The organism is Balneola sp. (genome assembly GCA_002694685.1).
In the GTDB taxonomy this organism is placed as follows: Bacteria; Bacteroidota; Rhodothermia; order Balneolales; family Balneolaceae; genus Gracilimonas.
In genome coordinates, this window is record NZMW01000011.1 from 115,834 (window position 1) to 132,827 (window position 16,994).

At 43.7% G+C, this 16,994-nt stretch carries 15 protein-coding genes; 3 read left to right on the forward strand and 12 right to left on the reverse strand.

The window, feature by feature from the left end; translation table 11 throughout:
• Positions 1–86 precede the first annotated feature (86 nt).
• Both CL667_12915 and CL667_12920 read left to right on the forward strand, forming a co-directional pair.
• On the forward strand, positions 87–806 hold the full coding sequence (locus tag CL667_12915; GenBank protein MAL18600.1) for a hypothetical protein: 720 nt from the start codon (positions 87–89) through the stop codon (positions 804–806).
• A gap of 88 nt (positions 807–894) precedes the next feature.
• Positions 895–1,239 carry a hypothetical protein gene (locus tag CL667_12920; GenBank protein MAL18601.1) on the forward strand — a complete coding sequence of 115 codons (345 nt, stop codon included), beginning with the start codon at positions 895–897 and terminating at the stop codon, positions 1,237–1,239.
• A gap of 4 nt (positions 1,240–1,243) precedes the next feature.
• Here CL667_12920 and CL667_12925 read toward each other — a convergent pair whose 3' ends face one another.
• From CL667_12925 to CL667_12940, 4 genes are all read right to left on the reverse strand, one after another.
• A complete protein-coding gene (locus CL667_12925; protein ID MAL18602.1) occupies positions 1,244–1,819 on the reverse strand; it encodes a hypothetical protein in 576 nt (191 codons plus the stop codon).
• Positions 1,819–4,752: a hypothetical protein gene (locus CL667_12930; GenBank protein ID MAL18603.1), complete on the reverse strand. Its 2,934-nt coding sequence runs from the start codon at positions 4,750–4,752 to the stop codon at positions 1,819–1,821. Before CL667_12930 ends, CL667_12925 begins: the two co-directional genes overlap by 1 nt.
• The gene (locus CL667_12935; GenBank protein MAL18604.1) at positions 4,752–5,417 is read right to left on the reverse strand and encodes a hypothetical protein; all 666 of its coding nucleotides are present in this window, start codon (positions 5,415–5,417) and stop codon (positions 4,752–4,754) included. Before CL667_12935 ends, CL667_12930 begins: the two co-directional genes overlap by 1 nt.
• Positions 5,418–5,629: 212 nt before the next feature.
• On the reverse strand, positions 5,630–6,880 hold the full coding sequence (locus CL667_12940; protein MAL18605.1) for a permease: 1,251 nt from the start codon (positions 6,878–6,880) through the stop codon (positions 5,630–5,632).
• 472 nt (positions 6,881–7,352) lie between these two features.
• Here CL667_12940 and CL667_12945 point away from each other — a divergent pair, with 472 nt between their 5' ends.
• Complete coding sequence (locus CL667_12945) at positions 7,353–9,935, forward strand: zinc carboxypeptidase (GenBank protein ID MAL18606.1); 2,583 nt, start codon at positions 7,353–7,355, stop codon at positions 9,933–9,935.
• A gap of 71 nt (positions 9,936–10,006) precedes the next feature.
• Here CL667_12945 and CL667_12950 read toward each other — a convergent pair whose 3' ends face one another.
• From CL667_12950 to CL667_12985, 8 genes are all read right to left on the reverse strand, one after another.
• Positions 10,007–10,516, reverse strand: a complete 510-nt coding sequence (locus CL667_12950; GenBank protein ID MAL18607.1) for a hypothetical protein — start codon at positions 10,514–10,516, stop codon at positions 10,007–10,009.
• 93 nt (positions 10,517–10,609) lie between these two features.
• The gene (locus CL667_12955) at positions 10,610–11,269 is read right to left on the reverse strand and encodes a hypothetical protein (GenBank protein MAL18608.1); all 660 of its coding nucleotides are present in this window, start codon (positions 11,267–11,269) and stop codon (positions 10,610–10,612) included.
• 93 nt (positions 11,270–11,362) lie between these two features.
• On the reverse strand, positions 11,363–11,809 hold the full coding sequence (locus tag CL667_12960) for a DUF4440 domain-containing protein (GenBank protein MAL18609.1): 447 nt from the start codon (positions 11,807–11,809) through the stop codon (positions 11,363–11,365).
• Positions 11,810–11,955: 146 nt separating this feature from the next.
• Complete coding sequence (locus CL667_12965) at positions 11,956–13,155, reverse strand: amidohydrolase (GenBank protein MAL18610.1); 1,200 nt, start codon at positions 13,153–13,155, stop codon at positions 11,956–11,958.
• Complete coding sequence (locus CL667_12970; GenBank protein MAL18611.1) at positions 13,152–14,462, reverse strand: amidohydrolase; 1,311 nt, start codon at positions 14,460–14,462, stop codon at positions 13,152–13,154. Before CL667_12970 ends, CL667_12965 begins: the two co-directional genes overlap by 4 nt.
• Before the next feature lie 239 nt (positions 14,463–14,701).
• A complete protein-coding gene (locus CL667_12975; GenBank protein MAL18612.1) occupies positions 14,702–16,030 on the reverse strand; it encodes an amidohydrolase in 1,329 nt (442 codons plus the stop codon).
• Positions 16,031–16,112: 82 nt separating this feature from the next.
• Positions 16,113–16,346 (reverse strand): hypothetical protein, encoded by a 234-nt coding sequence (locus CL667_12980; protein ID MAL18613.1) that lies wholly within the window; start codon positions 16,344–16,346, stop codon positions 16,113–16,115.
• Positions 16,315–16,989, reverse strand: coding sequence for a hypothetical protein (locus tag CL667_12985; GenBank protein ID MAL18614.1), 675 nt, complete (start codon positions 16,987–16,989; stop codon positions 16,315–16,317). The genes CL667_12980 and CL667_12985 overlap by 32 nt, the downstream gene beginning before the upstream one ends.
• Positions 16,990–16,994: the final 5 nt, after the last annotated feature.

A 16,994-nucleotide genomic window follows, 5' to 3' on the forward strand; every position in this document is an offset into this window, starting at 1 on the left:
TTTGGGAAATGGAACAATACTTGCCTCCACATACTATTATCCAACAAGTTAGTATCTTACTTTTTTTCTAAATCAAGAAACACATCATGGATATATCGAACAACCGAGGAGTAGTCATTCTCGGGATCTGCATTTTTTTGGGTTTAGCTTCGCTTGGGTTTCTTCTCAGCAATGCTGCCATCACTTATAAAGAATATGAGCGTTCTGTCACCGTAAAAGGACTGGCGGAACGTGAGCAACTTGCTGATGTCGTCATCTGGCCCATACAGTTTACCGAAGCCAGTAATCAGCTACAGGATATCTATGTATCCCTTGATCAAAGTCAGCAAAAAATTAAAGACTTCCTGATTCAGAATGGTGTTAATGAAGATGAGATCTCAACCTCCTCTCCCTTTGTTACCGACAAATCTGCTCAGCAATATGGGGGCGGGCAAAGTCCAGAGTATCGATATGTAGCCGACCAAACCGTTACGGTATATTCAGAAAATGTGCTTGAAGTACGAAAGATCATGAATAAGCTGGCTGAACTTGGGAAACAAGGTGTTGCGCTTACCGGAAATGAGTATCAGGTCAGAACGGAATACCTATATAACAGCCTGAATGACATCAAGCCAGAAATGATTGAAGAATCAACAAAAGAGGCTCGCAAAGTAGCACAGAAATTTGCCGAAGATTCGGACAGTAAACTCGGCAAAATTAAAACCGCCTATCAGGGGCAATTCAGTATTTCGCCGCGAGATAATAATAATCCCCACATCAAAAATATTAGGGTCGTTTCTACCGTAGTCTATTATTTATCGGATTGACCACAACCGGGGTTCTGTTTCCATTCCATTGTGATGTGAAATCAAATCCCGTTATCTTTAGAAAAATTCAGCTAAAAATAAATTCATCATGCCTACCGTAAAACTATTGAAAATTGCTCATGGCCGGAGCGGCGATAAAGGAAATGGAAGTAATGTCGGTATCATCGCTCGTCATCCGGATATCTATCCCTTCCTGCAAAAAGAACTGACTGCAGACCGTATTAAAGAGCACATGAAATATGTCTGCAAAGGTGATGTTGAGCGATATGAGCTTCCTAATATTGGAGCGCTGAATTTTCTGCTTAACAAAAGTCTTGGCGGCGGAGGTACGGTTTCCCTTAAGCTGGATGCACAGGGTAAAACGCACGCTTCTCAGGTTCTTCGTATGGATATTGATGTTCCGGAAGAGTTGCTTAAGCTGGTAGAGAATTAGTTAGTTACTCCCCATAAAATCGTATAGGAATATCCACCTGTATGAGGTCCCATTTCAACTTCATGGTTGTCATACTATACTCTGGCTTGGTGAATTCGATGGTGAAAGCTTCGACAGGTGTCTCTAAGTTTTTGACCGGAAAATTCATTCGTTTGTAGTCTCGCTCGGGCTTGTATTCAAAAGCTCCCCATTGCCCCAGTTCGTGATTTAAGATAATCGTAAACTCTTCGGGACCCGGTATGGCAAACAAGGCATAAGTGCCCTGCTTAATTGCCTGATCTCCCATCAAAATAGGCTCTGTGATTGTTATTTCCGTAGCTTCGTTAGCTCCGGCTCTCCATACTTCTCCCCAAGCTTCTAAGTCGCCGAAAATAGTTCTTCCCCGGCGATACGGCTGCCCATACACTACTTTGATATAAGTACCATCTTGCTTCACCGAAGCGATAGCGATAGGACTTTTTCGATTTACTTCCTCGGCAGTCTGTGAAAAGTCCGTTTTATCAAGATTACATCCTGAGAAAAATGTCAGGCTTGAAATTCCAAGCAGCAGAAAGAAGAACCAAAGAGTTTTAGTATGGATCAAAATTGGCCAAATATTAATTGAGTATTTCCCCGGGTCGGCTCATACGAGAACCCGATCCCTAAATCTAACAACAAATTGGACACTTTAAACTGAACATGCAGGCCTGCACCTAAAACACTCCGGCTAGATTCCACTAAGTCGTTGGCGTTCATGTCAGTTAGCGTGTGTGTAAAAGTTGTTAAATAGACACTGCTTAAGTATAAAGGCACTAATAACCCCCCTGTATCGGGATACCAAACGGGGATCGTGTAGCGGGTACTAAACCGACCTATGTTCTGAAAACCTGTGTCATTAGAAATATTATAATTCGGGAAGTCGATGTTATTGAAACCCATCGGCACGATGGTGCTGTTTGAATAAATAGCCCTTGAGCTCTGATTTAGAAACTGAAGATCTAACCGCATAGATTGATTCCACCTTCTTAACGGAGAAACAAATCCAAACACACCATAATAGGCTGCCCACTGATTTCTAAAATTAGCTGAGTAATCGCCTATGGGTGTAGGAACTGTAGCGCTTGGTTCATTCAAGGTCTGCTCATACAAACCAAATAGCGCCATTCCGGAAGAAGGCTGGATATCTCTCGGTAGATTTAGAATCCCCAGGCTCAATTGAGAAAACAATCCTGCTTTATATCGTGTCGAAAAGTCGGTCAACTCATCCGCATCCAGGTTGTAGTATTTGAACTGCTCGGCTGAAATCTCCGGTGAGAAAGAGAACGCGCTGTACCTGGTATCACCCCGGAATATATAATTAAAGGGCATAGACAAGCTAAAGCCACGATCCTGCCTCATCAGTGAAAACACCTCGTTTTGATTATTCCGTATGGCAAAAAACTGAGGGTCGCTGTAAGCAGAAACTTCTACTCCGGGATAGAACATCTTATTGGTGTAGGTGAAGTCATACCATACCCGATTCTGAATACCTGTTATCTCAGCAGAATAAGCCTGCCGGGAAAGAGCATCTATACTCGAAAATCCAGCTCCATATTGATAGGTATCTGCCTTTTCCAGAAAGACAGGATATACCGCACGGGGCTTTAGCCAGGAAGCATCACTGCGATAGGGTGTTTTTTCTATCTCTGAGATGGAGCTCATGACAGAGGAGCCCAAGAGTGGCCGTGAGATCTCTTCCTCGAGTGCAGAACCTGTAAGCAGGGCTTCGTTAGTGATCGGTTTGTTTACAAAGACAGCCCGGCTTAGCGTGGCTATTTTTCGTTCATCAACAGATTGCAATACATAGGCAATTGTATTTCCATCGGGTGAATAGGAAGCTTCAAAAGCATTATACAACGAGCTTGTTAACTGAGTAATTTCTTCGGTGTCTAAATCATATTCATAGACATTCATTGCCGGTGAGGCATCCATAGTGAATAGAAGTTTATTTCCATCCGGGTGCCATTCCGGATCAAATATGGAAGCATTATAAAAGGCCAGATCCGGGTCTCCATCTAATTCTTGTGAAAGAGTGTTTATTGTGGTGATCCATAGCGCCTGAACTCCTCTTTTATTCACAACCACCGCAAGTTGCTCCGGGTTTGTTGGGTTGAATTGCATGCTGACCGGAATCCCGTTTGTGAAGCTTTTTCGAGTTTCTACTGAACCATCACCAAGTACTTCCACTATTTGAGCGCCGGCTCCGTCAACCTGAATTCCTAGCACTCTATCCCCATTGGTCGTGGGGGCATAGGTTTTAGCGCCATCCGTAAGTCGCTCTGTTTTACCTGTTCCTACATTCAACTTCTGGATATCGGTTGTGTAAACACCGCTGATTAAAGGATCGCTTTCGTAATTACTGAAATAGAGATCTTTTCCATTTTCTAAATCATGATTGTAATCACCAACGCTGAAGACTTCTTTTATCAGTTTGAAATCCCCGCTTTCAAGGTTATATCGATAGAAGCCGACACGGCCGTTATAGAAGGAACCATAAAAAAGCAGCTCTTCATCCGAAATCCACTGCGGACCGTGCATTTCCTCCCCGCTGTATTTCGTATCGATAATCCGGGATTTTTCGGTCGTATTTACTTCAATTTGTGCTAATCGGATTGACTCCTCCTCTTCCAGGTCTTCTTCATATAAAGCATATAGCTGTCCAGGCCACTTCCCCGTTTTCTGCCGAAGTGAAAATCCATAGCCCAAAAAGAAATTATGGTAATGATCGCGGATGGTCCTCTTTGAGATATCGTCTCCATACTCATCATGCAACCAATCCATAAAAGTATATCCGGCTACATAATGTCGATTGTATGGCTGGGAGTAATCTGAGGTAATCAATGTCTGCCCCATATTCCAGCGGTCGGAGCTCCCAAAATTTGAATTAAAACGATTGGTATTAAAGGTGTAATTACCCCGCCCCCCATTGGGCGCCACTGATTCTGTTTCGTGATAAACCGCCAGCCCTTCATGCAAACCAACCGGAGGAAATCCGTGAAATGTTCGGGCAATGTCCGGAGAGAAAAGGCTTATGAAATTGGGAATACTCACCTTCTTTTCATCAAAAGGCTGCTGAACATTGAAGTGCGTTGCGTGGACCAGCTCATGTGGCAGTACGGTTTCCAGCCAGTCGCCGGACTGCGGGTTCATCCCTTTACCCTTCAACGCAGAAAGATCTATTTCTGAACGAAAATTAAACGAGGTCACAAACCCGTTAGAGAGGTAGTTATAGTTATTCAATACTACCGGGAAATTATTTAGCCGACCACCGGTCAGGTTTGATATACTTTCGTACTGGCTTTCGAGAATGGCTGCCGAACGATAGGCTAAGGAGTCTTCCCCATCTGGAAAAATAATGCGGAAATGCGGGGTTTTAAGCTGCTGCCAGTTTAATCCGCTTGGTCTGTTTATCACTGTAGGATTATACAGCTGACCAAAAGCTAAGCCGGGCATCGCCAGAAATACAAAGAGTAGAATTAATTTAATGTCCTTCATTAAGCAGGTAGGTTAAAATCTGGTAAGTATCTATAGATCGCCCAATAATGAGAAAAAGCGCCGCCCATTACAAACAGGTGCCAAATTTCATGGAAGCCAAATACCTCCGGAAAGGGATCCGGTTTCTTCATGCCATAAATAACAGCACCTACCGTATAGAATAATCCTCCAACAGCTATCCAATATACAAACGCGTGGGGAATGAGATCCCAAACCATGGGGAGGATAATCACAGAGACCCAGCCCATCAGCAAATAAATAAATGTAGAAAACCAGCGGGGAGCACTCATCCAGAACGTCTTTTTAAGGATTCCGCCTAAAGCAAAAATCCAAACACCGAGCATCATTCCCCACTGCCACGCGCCTTCCAAAACAATCGCACACATCGGGGTATAGGTTCCGGCAATCACAATATAGATGAGGTAGTGGTCTACCATCCGGAAGATCTCCTCCACTTTGAAGGATACATTTAAGGTGTGATAGATGGCGCTGGATAGAAACATCAGTACAACGGTGATCCCGTAAATTATAAATGAGACTTTATGGCCAAGCGGGCTTTCACTTGCTTCAGACATTAAAAAGAAAAGCCAAATAAATGCTATTAATGCCCCCAGATAGTGGGACCAGGCGTTAAAGGGCTCTCTTGGAGGAAATACTATTTTCAATGGAACTACTCTTTTTCGATTGGTTGGCTTGAAATATAGATGTTTTGGTCTTCTAAATGCTAATCGTGAATCAGTAATATCAGATCTTTACTTCGTGCTGACTTATAGCCTGATATCTCTTGAGTTAATCAAAATACCATTACTTACGTTCTAAGCACTCAAGATGGCAACAGCCAGATAATCTGGAATTGACTAAAATATATACCGCCTTTTCAAAAGAAGCGCCAGTAGAAAAAGAGCAGGGCGAAAGCAGTCAGGAAGGTCATCCCCAGCCAGCTCAATACTTTTAGCCAGGTTTTGGGCTGATGCTCTTTGGGAGTTAATGAAGAAAAGATCAGCTTATAATTTATAAATGCCAGCGCCGGAGCAGTCAGGAATGAAAGCGATGTTGCCAGATCAATCATATAAGTAAACTGACTTCCCGCCAGCCACAGAACCAACATTGAGATTGCTGAAATGATAAAAAGCAGTCTTTTGTAGGAAAAAATCCGCGATTCACTTTCCCGCTCTTTCATCACACGGATAATCTCGCGGGTTACTCTGGGGTAAGAATCCGTAACGGTAAGTGTAGTGCTGAACATCGTTGTGAAGGCGCAGATGATGATAATCCAGTGTGCCCAGTTGCCCAGGGTTTGAGTGTAGAGGTCAATAAGCTGCTGAGCGAAACCTGCACCTGATGCCGAAAAGCTCACGCCGGAACCAAACATAACCAAGGCTCCGAGGGAGAGAAAAATGAGCGCTAAGATTGAAGCCCCCACATAGCCAATGTTAAAATCGAGTAGGCTTTCGCGCAGGCTGGATTTATGATTGGTCTGTTTATCACGTTCCAAACTCCAAAGTGAATGCCAGGCCGCTGCGTCAATCGGGATGGGCATCCACCCCATTAATGCGATTAGAAAAGTAACCCCGGCTACATCCCAAACCGATGGTGCAGACGGTAGTTCGGATGGAGACGTTTCAAAGAGAGCCGCCAACAAAGCCGCTATGGTTGAAACCGTTAACACAACCATTACGACTTTAATCAGGGAGTCGAGAGCGGAGTATTCTCCTTTAAAAAGCACCCCGATACAGATCACCAAAATAATGATACTCCAAACAAGCAGAGGAAGCTCTATTCCCGTTAACTCAACAGCCAAACTTGCCGTCACGATAGTTACCGCCGCCTGTATCGCAAACATGGTTCCCACCGTAAAAATGATATAGATCCAAAGCGCCCAGCTTCCCAGTTTTTTGTACCCTGCGATGAGGCTTTCTCCCGTTGCCGTAGCGTAGCGCGGACCGTATTCCAGAAAGGGATATTTCATCAAGCTGGCTATCAGCACAGCCCAAACCAGCGTAAATCCATAGTCAGCTCCCGCCCGGGTGGATTGCACCAAATGCGAAACCCCGATAGCAGCGGCAGCCAAAATGAGCCCCGGCCCAAAGGCATATTTAAAAGTAGATTTTACTTTATCCGACTCCATTTCCCGATGCTTTGCTTTCTATTCCTACTGATGATACTGAAAAATCTACTCACAGCTTAAAAGGAATCTGCAAGCATTCGCAAATCGGTCATTCGGTCCATCGGTTAATCGCTATTCTTTTTGAGGGAAGAAAGGTCGAACGACCGACTTGCGATGGACGAATTCTTTTTAATTACAAAATTGTGCTTTAGAGCTTTCGTGGCTCTAATAAGTGTTGGATATGTCGAATCTTAACTTTACTCCCCGCTAGAGTTATTCGTCAGACCATCTCGTGCCAAGTCCTGTATTTCTCTTTCTATTCAATGGTCGGACGAATACCTGCCAAAATTCACATTTTCATGCTTTAGAGCTTTCTTGGCAAAAACAAATTCAACCCGAGAATGAACGAATACTTTTAAAAGCTTTTTTCATTTTGAACTGGTACCATTCAGCGCGTTATTGACGTATCAACAAGTATAAACCAATTTTTACTATGAAAGCTCTCTTTACTGCTCTTATTTCTCTTTTATTTGGGATGATGACTCACGCTCAGGTTCTCAATCCTGAGCCCGTAGGTCTTGACTATTTTCTCCCAGATGGAGTTACCTATAATTCTGAAATTCCAACCCCGAAAGATGTTCTCGGTGCTGAGTTGGGTGAATGGCATGTTCGCCACGATCAACTGGTGAATTATATGTATGCCGTTGCTGAGGCTTCAGACAGAGTAACTATCAGCGAATATGCACGGTCCTATGAAAACCGGCCGCTTTTGATGCTGACCATCACTTCTCCTCAAAACCAGCGCAACATTAATGCGATCAAAGAAGAGCATTTAAAACTGACGGATGCGTCTCAATCTGAAAGTTTGAATCTTGCTGAAATGCCGATTGTGGTAACCATGAGCTACAGTGTTCACGGAAATGAGCCGAGTGGTTCTAATGCATCACTGGCTGTTGTGTATCACCTTGCCGCTGCTCAGGGAGCTGAAATTAATGAGATGCTGAACAATACTGTTGTTCTGATTGACCCAAGTATTAATCCTGATGGATTGAGCCGTTTTGCACACTGGGCAAACATTCACAAAAGTAAAAATGTCCTCGTTTCTGATCCGCAAAGCCGTGAGTTTGATGAAAACTGGCCGGGCGGAAGAACCAATCACTATTGGTTTGACCTGAACCGTGACTGGTTGTTGATGCAGCATCCTGAAAGTAAGGGACGCGTTGCTAAATTTCACGAATGGGTTCCTCAGATTTTGACCGATCACCACGAAATGGGAACTAACGCAACCTTCTTCTTTCAGCCTGGAATCCCTTCGCGTACACACCCTATCACCCCACAAAGAAACCAGGATTTAACAGGGGCTATTGCTGAATATCACGCGGATGCTCTGGATGAAATTCAATCACTTTACTACTCCAAAGAAAGTTTTGATGATTTCTATTACGGAAAAGGCTCTACCTATCCGGATGTAAATGGCTCCATCGGAATCCTGTTTGAGCAAGCGAGTTCACGCGGACATGCACAGGAAAGTATTCATGGAATCCTTGAGTTTCCATTCACCATCCGAAACCAGTTTACGACTTCGCTCTCGACCTTAGAAGCTGCTCAAAGCCTCAAGGAAGAGTTGCTCGCTAACACCCGTGAGTTTTATCAGGAAGCAGCTGAAGAAGCCGGTGACGCCTCTATCAAAGCATATGTATTTGGAGAAGAAGCGGATCAGGCCCGAACCAAGCACTTGGCCGAAATGCTGAAGCGCAATCAGGTAGATGTTTATGAACTTGCTCGTGATTACGAAGACTTCACAGCTGGAAAAGCATACGTAGTTCCTACCAACCAGACTCAGTACAAATTGATTACTGCTTTATTCGAGCGCAGAACAGAGTTTACCGACAGTCTTTTTTATGATGTGTCTTCATGGACTATGCCTTATGCCTTCAACCTGCCTTTCGCGGAATTGAACAGAGGCTACAACAGCAACATGCTGGGCGATGAGTTTACTTTGGAAGACCTGAATCTTACCGGCGAACTTAATGGTGGACAAGCCGACTACGCCTACGCTTTTGAGTGGGATGAGTATTACGCTCCCCGAGCTGTTTATAGATTATTATCCCACGGAGTGAGAGCAAAAGTAGCTTCCCGAACTTTTAAATCTGTTACTTCTAACGGAGCTAAAGATTTTGATTACGGAACTATCGTTGTGCCAATGGGCGTGCAGGATGATCCTGAAATGGTTCACGAGCTAATTCAAACCATCACAGAAGAAGATGGAATCACCGTTTATAACCTTTCAACTGGTTTAACACCTTCCGGCATTGACTTAGGAAGTAATAACTTTGAAAATCTACGAGACCCTAAAGTCGCAATTATTGGCGGATCCGGAACCAGCTCATATGAAGTAGGCGAAGCGTGGCACCTGTTTGACCAGCGCTATCATATGCCGGCAACCATTCTTGAATATGGTGAGTTGGGCGGAGCAGATCTTGATCGTTACAACGTGATTATTTCCAGTGGATATGGCATGTCAGATCGTGCTGCTGAAAATCTTAAAAACTGGGTTCGCTCAGGCGGGACACTGGTTGTTTATCGAAACGCTCTCCGTTGGGCTGCTTCACAAGGTTTTGCGAACATCGATTTTGTTGAAGACGCAGAAGAAGACGAAGATGCTGAAGTTCAGGTTCGCCCTTACGTGAAACAAGGTCCTGATTCCGGATCTGAATATATCGGTGGCTCCATTTTCAATGCCAAGCTTGATCTCACTCATCCCCTAGGCTATGGGTATAATAATGATGACCTGACTGTTTTCCGAAGCACAACTACCTTCATGGAAAAAGGAGAGAATCCATATTCAACTCCACTCTACTACACAGATACTCCATTAGCTAGTGGTTATAGCAATGACGAAAACCTGGAGAAAGCCAAAGGTACTGCGGCCATCGTGGTAAGCCGTCTTGGCGGAGGAAAAGTAATTGCCATGGCCGACAACCCTAACTTCCGTGCATTCTGGTATGGAACCAATAAGTTGTTTGCCAACGCTGTTTTCTTCGGCCACACCATTAGCGGAAGTACTGCTAACTAATTTGTTTTATAGGTTATTTTAAAGACACTACCGTAAGGGCGTATTGCAATTCGCCCTTACGGTTTTTTTTATTAGGAGTCTCGAGGAGGTAACCCTAAAAGATTCCTCATATCAAATTCATCTTCGGGTTGAGCTTTCAAGTTGTTGATAAGCATAATAGCACGGTCAATTTTCAGCTGACTGCTTTTTACCTGAGATACATAGTGAATGATGTATCGCTGTTTGCTGGGAGCCAGCATTTCAAATCTTCGCTCTCCCTCTTGATCCTGTTCCAATAAAGCTTCCAACTCTTCCGGCATTTCCATCCCGTATTTGCTGTGATCCAATTCTAAAGTCACTTCAACTTCATCCCCCAACTCTACACCAAATTCCTTCATCCGTTTTTTGTTTACTGTGATGTAAGCCGCTCCCCCGCCCAAAGCAACCATCCCACCATGAAAAGCTTTCTGACCATTTATTGAGCACATCAAACGCGTTCCAATCCCGCCCACCTTATCCACGATTTCTGAGGGAACGGTAATATGATGCAGTTTTAGCTTGGCAAGATGATCGATATGAGATTTGAAAGTGATTGGATTCATTGTATTGTGACATAAACCTGTGCCGATCTCTGTCAGCTAACCATGGTATGCATATCTTCTCGCTGAGTCGATTTCTTTTTTAATATTTAATGTTCAGAACAGTTCTCTGAATTCGTTTTTGCAATAAGATCCCGACCAGTCTTCCCATGAAGTTACCAAACCAGCTTTAACAGGATTATTTAAGGTATAATGAATCACCTGTTCCATTTCGTCAGAATCCCGAATTACATGGTCGTAACTTTCTGATTGCCAAAAAGCAGAACCGGTTCTATTCAGCACCTTATTAGCCTTCAAGGCGGTGTACCATTTTAACGATTTTAAAACAGATGTAAGGGGATACTCCTCGGATTCAGCAAGATTCATCGACTCTGAGTCGGGCAGCTTACAAACTAAATGCACATGATTTGGCATTATGCAATATGCGTATAAATCATATTTGTCCTTATCCCTGTAGTGAAGTGCTTCTTTTACAATGTCTGCTATTTTAGGATTTGATAGCCACGTGGGGCCTTGTTCATTACTATCAACTAAATGATCATATTTTTTGAAGATCTTCTCATGAATTTGTACCCGTAGGTCGGACAGGCTGTCCGACCTACAGGTACTATCTGCAACCTTTTTAAATAACATTTTTTGTTCTTTTTTTAACCTGAGAATTGCTTGCTTTGGCAAAGAACCCGCTAATCGAAACGTTATAAAATACTCAGCTCCAGCAGGTTGCCAATGAGGTAAATTTCTTCGATAGAATGACATTATCTCCCCTCTTTAGTTTTTGACAATATCCCAAATATTTAAAGCACATTGCGATTTTGGATTATAGAAAGTAGAACAGATGGGCTGTCTATTCTACTTCCGGTAATTAACGGATTTAAATCTCCCTTCTTCATCGATAATATTAGTTTCGGCACCCGGAATAATGTCTGTGTTATGTGCGGATACACAAATCCAGCTTTCTTCCCTTTTTTGTACTACAAAACTGAAGATGTTTTGTCGCAGTGAAGGCGTTTTCACTTTCCCTTTTGGGGTTTGATTTTTGAGTCGCATTCGGGCATGTACAACAGCAACATCATTCGACAAATGTTTTACCGTAGTTTTGCGAAGCACTAAGTCTGATTCACTGAATATCTTCTCAAAGCCATACGCGTGAGCCTGTTTGATATCTGCGCGGTTGTGCCACCATAAGCCAACCACATTCACAAACTCAGCATCTTCCGCAAATAAAGAAGCCAGCATGTCGGCGTCCCGCTGCATCCAGGCTTCAACAAAAAGAGACGGGATTTCCTCCGGCTCCATCGCTTTTTTATAGTTTTTTGGCATAGTGTATTTTAGCCAGTCGCTACGACGCAGAGCGTCTGTAGCGAGGCAGGTTTTTTGTTTATTCTCAACCTCTGGTAACGATGCTCTGCGTCGTTACCAATGATTACAGCCATCCATGTTAGTTACTTCACCTTCACGCCATCAATGATAACACCGGTGACGTTGCTGGTGTATTCCAGTGGATCACCATTGAACATTGCCACATCAGCGTCCTTGCCGGCTTCCAGAGAGCCTACATGGTCTTGAATGCCTAAGATTTCAGCCGCATCAATCGTAAGGACTCTGAGGGCATTTTCCATGCCAAGTCCATTTGCCGCAGCTACACCGGCTTCGAATAAAATCACGCGGGTTTTAGGAACGTAGCCTTCATAACCACTTTGGAATGCAATGGGAATACCTGCATCATAAAGCATTCCTGCTGTTTCGAAAGTTGCGTTTCTAGCATCGCCACCGGTTCTGATCATTGTTGGGTGGACGATTATTGGATGACCCGCTTCTTTGAGCTCATCCATAATCAGATATGCTTCCGCAGCGCCATCTAAAACCATCGGAAATCCGAATTCTTCCTGAAGACGAACGGCCGTCATGATGTCATTTGCTTTATGGACTGTTACTAAGGCTGTGAGCTTTCCTTCCAGCAAATCAGCAAGAGCTTCCATTCCTAAATCCATGGAATACTCTTCATCGCCATTTCGCTTCTCAAGATAATCCTGAGCTTTAATGAGCTCCTGACGAAGCATAGCCACGCCCTTGGATCGTGTTCCGGGCTTGGTGATGGCACGACTCATGTTATTGCCAAGTGTGAAGGCCAGCATTTTTGCCGGGACTACCGTTGACTCCTCTACAGTCTCGCCTGCCGTTTTCACGATCATCGTTTGACCACTTATTAAAGCGCCGGGACCATGCCCTGTATGTACCGTCGTGATTCCGAGGTCTCTCAAATGCTTAACCAAAGCTTCTCGAGCATTAAATGCGTCGATAGCTCTGAGCTCGGGCTGAATAGCACTGGATGTTTCCAGTTGATCCTGATCATGTTCCTGATTCAGGTGGCCCGCAAGACCTACTACGGAGTGTGCGTCTATCAAGCCGGGTGTAACCACCTTAGCTTCATAAACTTCATAATTAGAAGGAATATTTACGCTGGATGCAGAACCCACCCGCTCAATTTTTCCATCTTTAATCAATACTACACCATTCGTGATTGGATCGCCGGCCATCGTATAAACCGTTTCACCTTTTACAGCAATCTGTGCTTCTGCCTGATTAAAGCTAAATATTAGCAGCAGTGCCGGTATCAGTAATATTTTTTTGAATAATCTCATTGTGAATCCCCCATATCATGGTGCGTGTGAATTTCGCCCCGGAAAATTTCATATCCGCCGGTCGCATATTTTCGATCTTCATCATTAGCCCGATCCCAAACTTTAGAACCTTCAATCCATGTCTCTTCAACATGTGTGTACACGCTAAATGGGTCACCGGAAAGGATAATGAAGTCCGCATCTTTTCCTTTTTCAAGGGTTCCTGCACGATCTTCGATATCCATCATAATAGCATTTGCGATGGTGACAGATTCGAGCGCTGCTTTACGGCTCATTCCTTCCCGAACAGCCAGTGCAGCTGATCGCAGAAACAGGCGTGAATCAGTGATGCCATCATCGGTGTGAAGTCCAACTAATACACCCGCATCTTCCAGATATTTCCCATTCGCATTCTTGATTTCAGCCGCTTCCAGCTTTCCACCAAAAGAGTCCAGCGTAATGATTGAAGCTGGAACTCCCGCCTCGGCAATTTCATCGGCTACTTTCCAGGCTTCACTTACATGCTGAAGCACCAGTTTGTATCCAAATTCATGAGACAGCCTGATTGCAGTGAGGATATCGTCGTGACGGTGCGTGTGATTGTGAACGGTTCGTTTTCCTTCAAGCACTTCAACTAAGGTTTCCATCCCAATATCACGGGCAGGCATTTTACTTTCGTCACCATCAGCCGCTTCAATCTTGGCCTGATATTCCTGCGCTTTAACATATAAAGCCCGTACCATAGCAGCCGACCTAGCTCGTGTTCCCGGGAAACCACTTCCGCCAATTGGGTTCGTTCCGTTTGCCATTTTCAGTCCACCATAAATGGTTTTCTCATCATCCAGATAGATCAACATATCCTCAATAGTGTTGGCTTTACGGAGCTTCAGGTAAACCGTTTGCCCACTCATCAGGTGTCCGGATCCCGGCATGATATTAACAGAAGTGATTCCACCTGCCAAAGCTTTTCTAAACGTATCGCTTCTTGGGTCAATAGCATCCATAATTCGTACATCGGGATGCAGCGCAGATGAACGATCACCGCCATCTCCTTCCCCAATATGAGAGTGCGTATCTACCAGACCGGGCATAATTATTTTTCCGGACATATCGTGAACATCGGCTCCACGAGGGATACGGGTATTTGGACCACCGACTGCAGTGATCTTTCCATCTTCAACAACAAGAACTCCGTTATTTATAGGCTCGCCGGAGATTGGAATGATTTGTGCTCCCGTAAATGCTTGCGGCGTGGATTGTGAAAATCCATTCCCCACAAACAAAAGAGTACAAACCAAAGCGAGCAATAGGCTTTGGATAGGCTTCATAATATTCATTTCGTAGTTAGTATTGATTGGCACCAATTTATAAAAAAAGAGGAGGTAGTAAAGCAGGTTTTCGTAAAATAAATGTATCGTTCATAATAGCCGAATAGTGCGCTCCGACGCAGAGCGTCAGAGCGAGAGAGGAAATCAGAAATAAAAAATCGGTATTTAACCTTTCCAGAGTTCATCCAGATGTTAAATACACCACATATACTTACTAACTCTGGAAAGGTTATTTCTAATTAATTGGCGTAATAAGCTTCAATTTCAGCCAGCTTTTGATCAATCATTTCGCGGGAATACCATTTCCCTTGAACCATCACTCCGGAATGATTCTGAATGTGATTTAAGTCTTCAAGCGGGTTCTCTTCTACCAAAATCAGATCTGCTCGTTGGCCTTCAGCAATGGTTCCAAAATTATCCCAGTCGGCAAAATACTCCCCTACATTCTTGGTGCCGGATTCTATGATTTCATAAGTCGTCATTCCGGCTTCTGCCATCAGCGGTAATTCTCGGTGTATTGAGAATCCGGGTACGCTGAATAATTGTGGAGCATCTGTCCCCATCAAAATTTTAACACCGGCGTTGTTCATTTCTTCTAAAAGCTTACGACGCATTTCGGCTTGCTCTTCAGGGGTTCCGATGGTATAACTGCTTCCGGGATTATCCGCAAAGTTGAAGTAATTCTGCTTAACTGCTTTTGGAATGTATTTCAGCTCATCATATTGCTTCATAGCTTCATAATCAGCAGCTCCAATTATGGTTTCCCAAAGGGCTTGGGTAGGCACAATCCAAACCCCGTTGTCTTTGGTCATTTGTATGATTTCAGCCATTTTCTGATCTCGTTCCTGCTTCTCAAACGCATCCAGATAAGCAACATATCCATCAATGTGATCCATTGTGAGTTGCCCCATTTCTATGGCATGTACAATCCCAACATCCTGAGGAACATGCCCCCCAAAGTGAATGCCGATTTCATTAGCCGTCTCTGCCATGGCATCATATTCGGGTCGGGTTAGTCCGGGGTGAACTTTCAGTAAGTCCCAACCTTCCTCTTTATGCTCTTTTACTCGCGCTTTGGCTTGAGCCGGGGAGGAAACGCTGTTGCCATTAAAACTCGGTCCGGCCAAATAAAGATTCGGGCCTATCATTTCACCGTTGTTAACCCTTTCCTTTAATTCCAGCTGATTTGGATATCCCAGCATTCCCCGTACAGTTGTGATCCCCGCCGACACATACAAAAACAGTGTGCTTTCCACGTACTCATCATCAAAATAAGAAGGGGCGTTGGGACCGGGATTGGTTGGAGGAACATGCCCATGCATTTCAGCTAAACCAGGCATCAGATATTTCCCGGTACCGTTTATTACTGTTGCACCATCAGGTATTTCAAAATCCCCCATAGAAGCAACTGCAGTGATTCTATCTCCTTCAACTAAAACCACCTGATTTTCCAGCATTCGGTTCTCGTCCATTGGCAGAACCGTCACATTTGTAAATACCGTTTGTTGTGCTGCTAAATGAAAACTAAAAATGAGTACGAGGCCGAATATTAAGAAGAGCTTTTTCATAACAAGTATTAGTTTATGTATAAGGTGAATTAAACAGATTAACAGGATAGAAACCAGTTTTTTGGAAGCAGGTTATATACTTTTACTCGTAAGCATATTTGAGGCGAAAGGTTGGATCTTTTGGCTTTTTGTCCCATTCCTGAAGCCCTTCGTTGCTTAGATAAACCGGCTGTTTACTCAAACTCATAGCATTAAACATGTAGATAGGAAAGGCACTGTGCAGCTCCTCTGGGTTTCTCCAAACACCTGCTAAATCAATATTTTCAACCACTAAAAAGAACTCATTAATATTTAATACGGGGGGGCTTTTCTTCAAAATTAAAATTAACCCACCCAACTTCTTCGGTCATAACAGATGTTTTTTTGAGGTTGATCATGTCTTCTCCGGGCATTCCCGATAAATCCACATTCAGAATTCTTACCCGAAACTCAGCTTCTTTCCAAGGGTTTTCGAAAACCCCCACAGAAACCTCATCTAACCTAATTGGAGGTTCGTGCTTTATTTCAATTTTGATAGCAATCGTTTTACCGACCCTGGTACTACTTAAGCCAGCCGACCAAGCCATTCTGTTGGTAACTAAAGGTAGCCAAGGATTTCCAATTGTGTTTCCTCTTATCCTCGAATCCTCAACAGTAAATTCTCCTAACTCATAATTCTTTGATGTAAGCATAATCTCAAGCTCATTGGTCATATCCACATCTTTTAACGAAATGCGTTTACCCTCAAACCCGATTGCTGAAATTACCAAAACCGCGTTCTCAAGGTCTTGAGAAAACTCCAGTGAAAAAGAGCCATCATCTCCCGAATAGGTTCCCATTTTGGAGTTCAACATGCCAATATTTGCCAAGGCAATAGGTTGGCCATTTCCCTCACTTTTTACCACTCCGTTTATGGTTTGCGCCATAGATAGTTGATATAGAACCACTACTATGAACCCCGATAACCATAATTTTTTCATATCAA

Bases quoted from the DNA above. Each gene is read 5' to 3' on its own strand.
- CL667_12945 (MAL18606.1), top strand. From the start codon at position 7,353: ATGAAAGCTCTCTTTACTGCTCTTATTTCTCTTTTATTTGGGATGATG.
- CL667_12915 (MAL18600.1), top strand. From the start codon at position 87: ATGGATATATCGAACAACCGAGGAGTAGTCATTCTCGGGATCTGCATT.
- CL667_12960 (MAL18609.1), bottom strand. From the start codon at position 11,809: ATGGAGCCGGAGGAAATCCCGTCTCTTTTTGTTGAAGCCTGGATGCAG.
- CL667_12950 (MAL18607.1), bottom strand. From the start codon at position 10,516: ATGAATCCAATCACTTTCAAATCTCATATCGATCATCTTGCCAAGCTA.
- CL667_12920 (MAL18601.1), top strand. From the start codon at position 895: ATGCCTACCGTAAAACTATTGAAAATTGCTCATGGCCGGAGCGGCGAT.
- CL667_12940 (MAL18605.1), bottom strand. From the start codon at position 6,880: ATGGAGTCGGATAAAGTAAAATCTACTTTTAAATATGCCTTTGGGCCG.
- CL667_12955 (MAL18608.1), bottom strand. From the start codon at position 11,269: ATGTCATTCTATCGAAGAAATTTACCTCATTGGCAACCTGCTGGAGCT.
- CL667_12985 (MAL18614.1), bottom strand. From the start codon at position 16,989: ATGAAAAAATTATGGTTATCGGGGTTCATAGTAGTGGTTCTATATCAA.
- CL667_12975 (MAL18612.1), bottom strand. From the start codon at position 16,030: ATGAAAAAGCTCTTCTTAATATTCGGCCTCGTACTCATTTTTAGTTTT.
- CL667_12965 (MAL18610.1), bottom strand. From the start codon at position 13,155: ATGAGATTATTCAAAAAAATATTACTGATACCGGCACTGCTGCTAATA.
- CL667_12930 (MAL18603.1), bottom strand. From the start codon at position 4,752: ATGAAGGACATTAAATTAATTCTACTCTTTGTATTTCTGGCGATGCCC.
- CL667_12970 (MAL18611.1), bottom strand. From the start codon at position 14,462: ATGAAGCCTATCCAAAGCCTATTGCTCGCTTTGGTTTGTACTCTTTTG.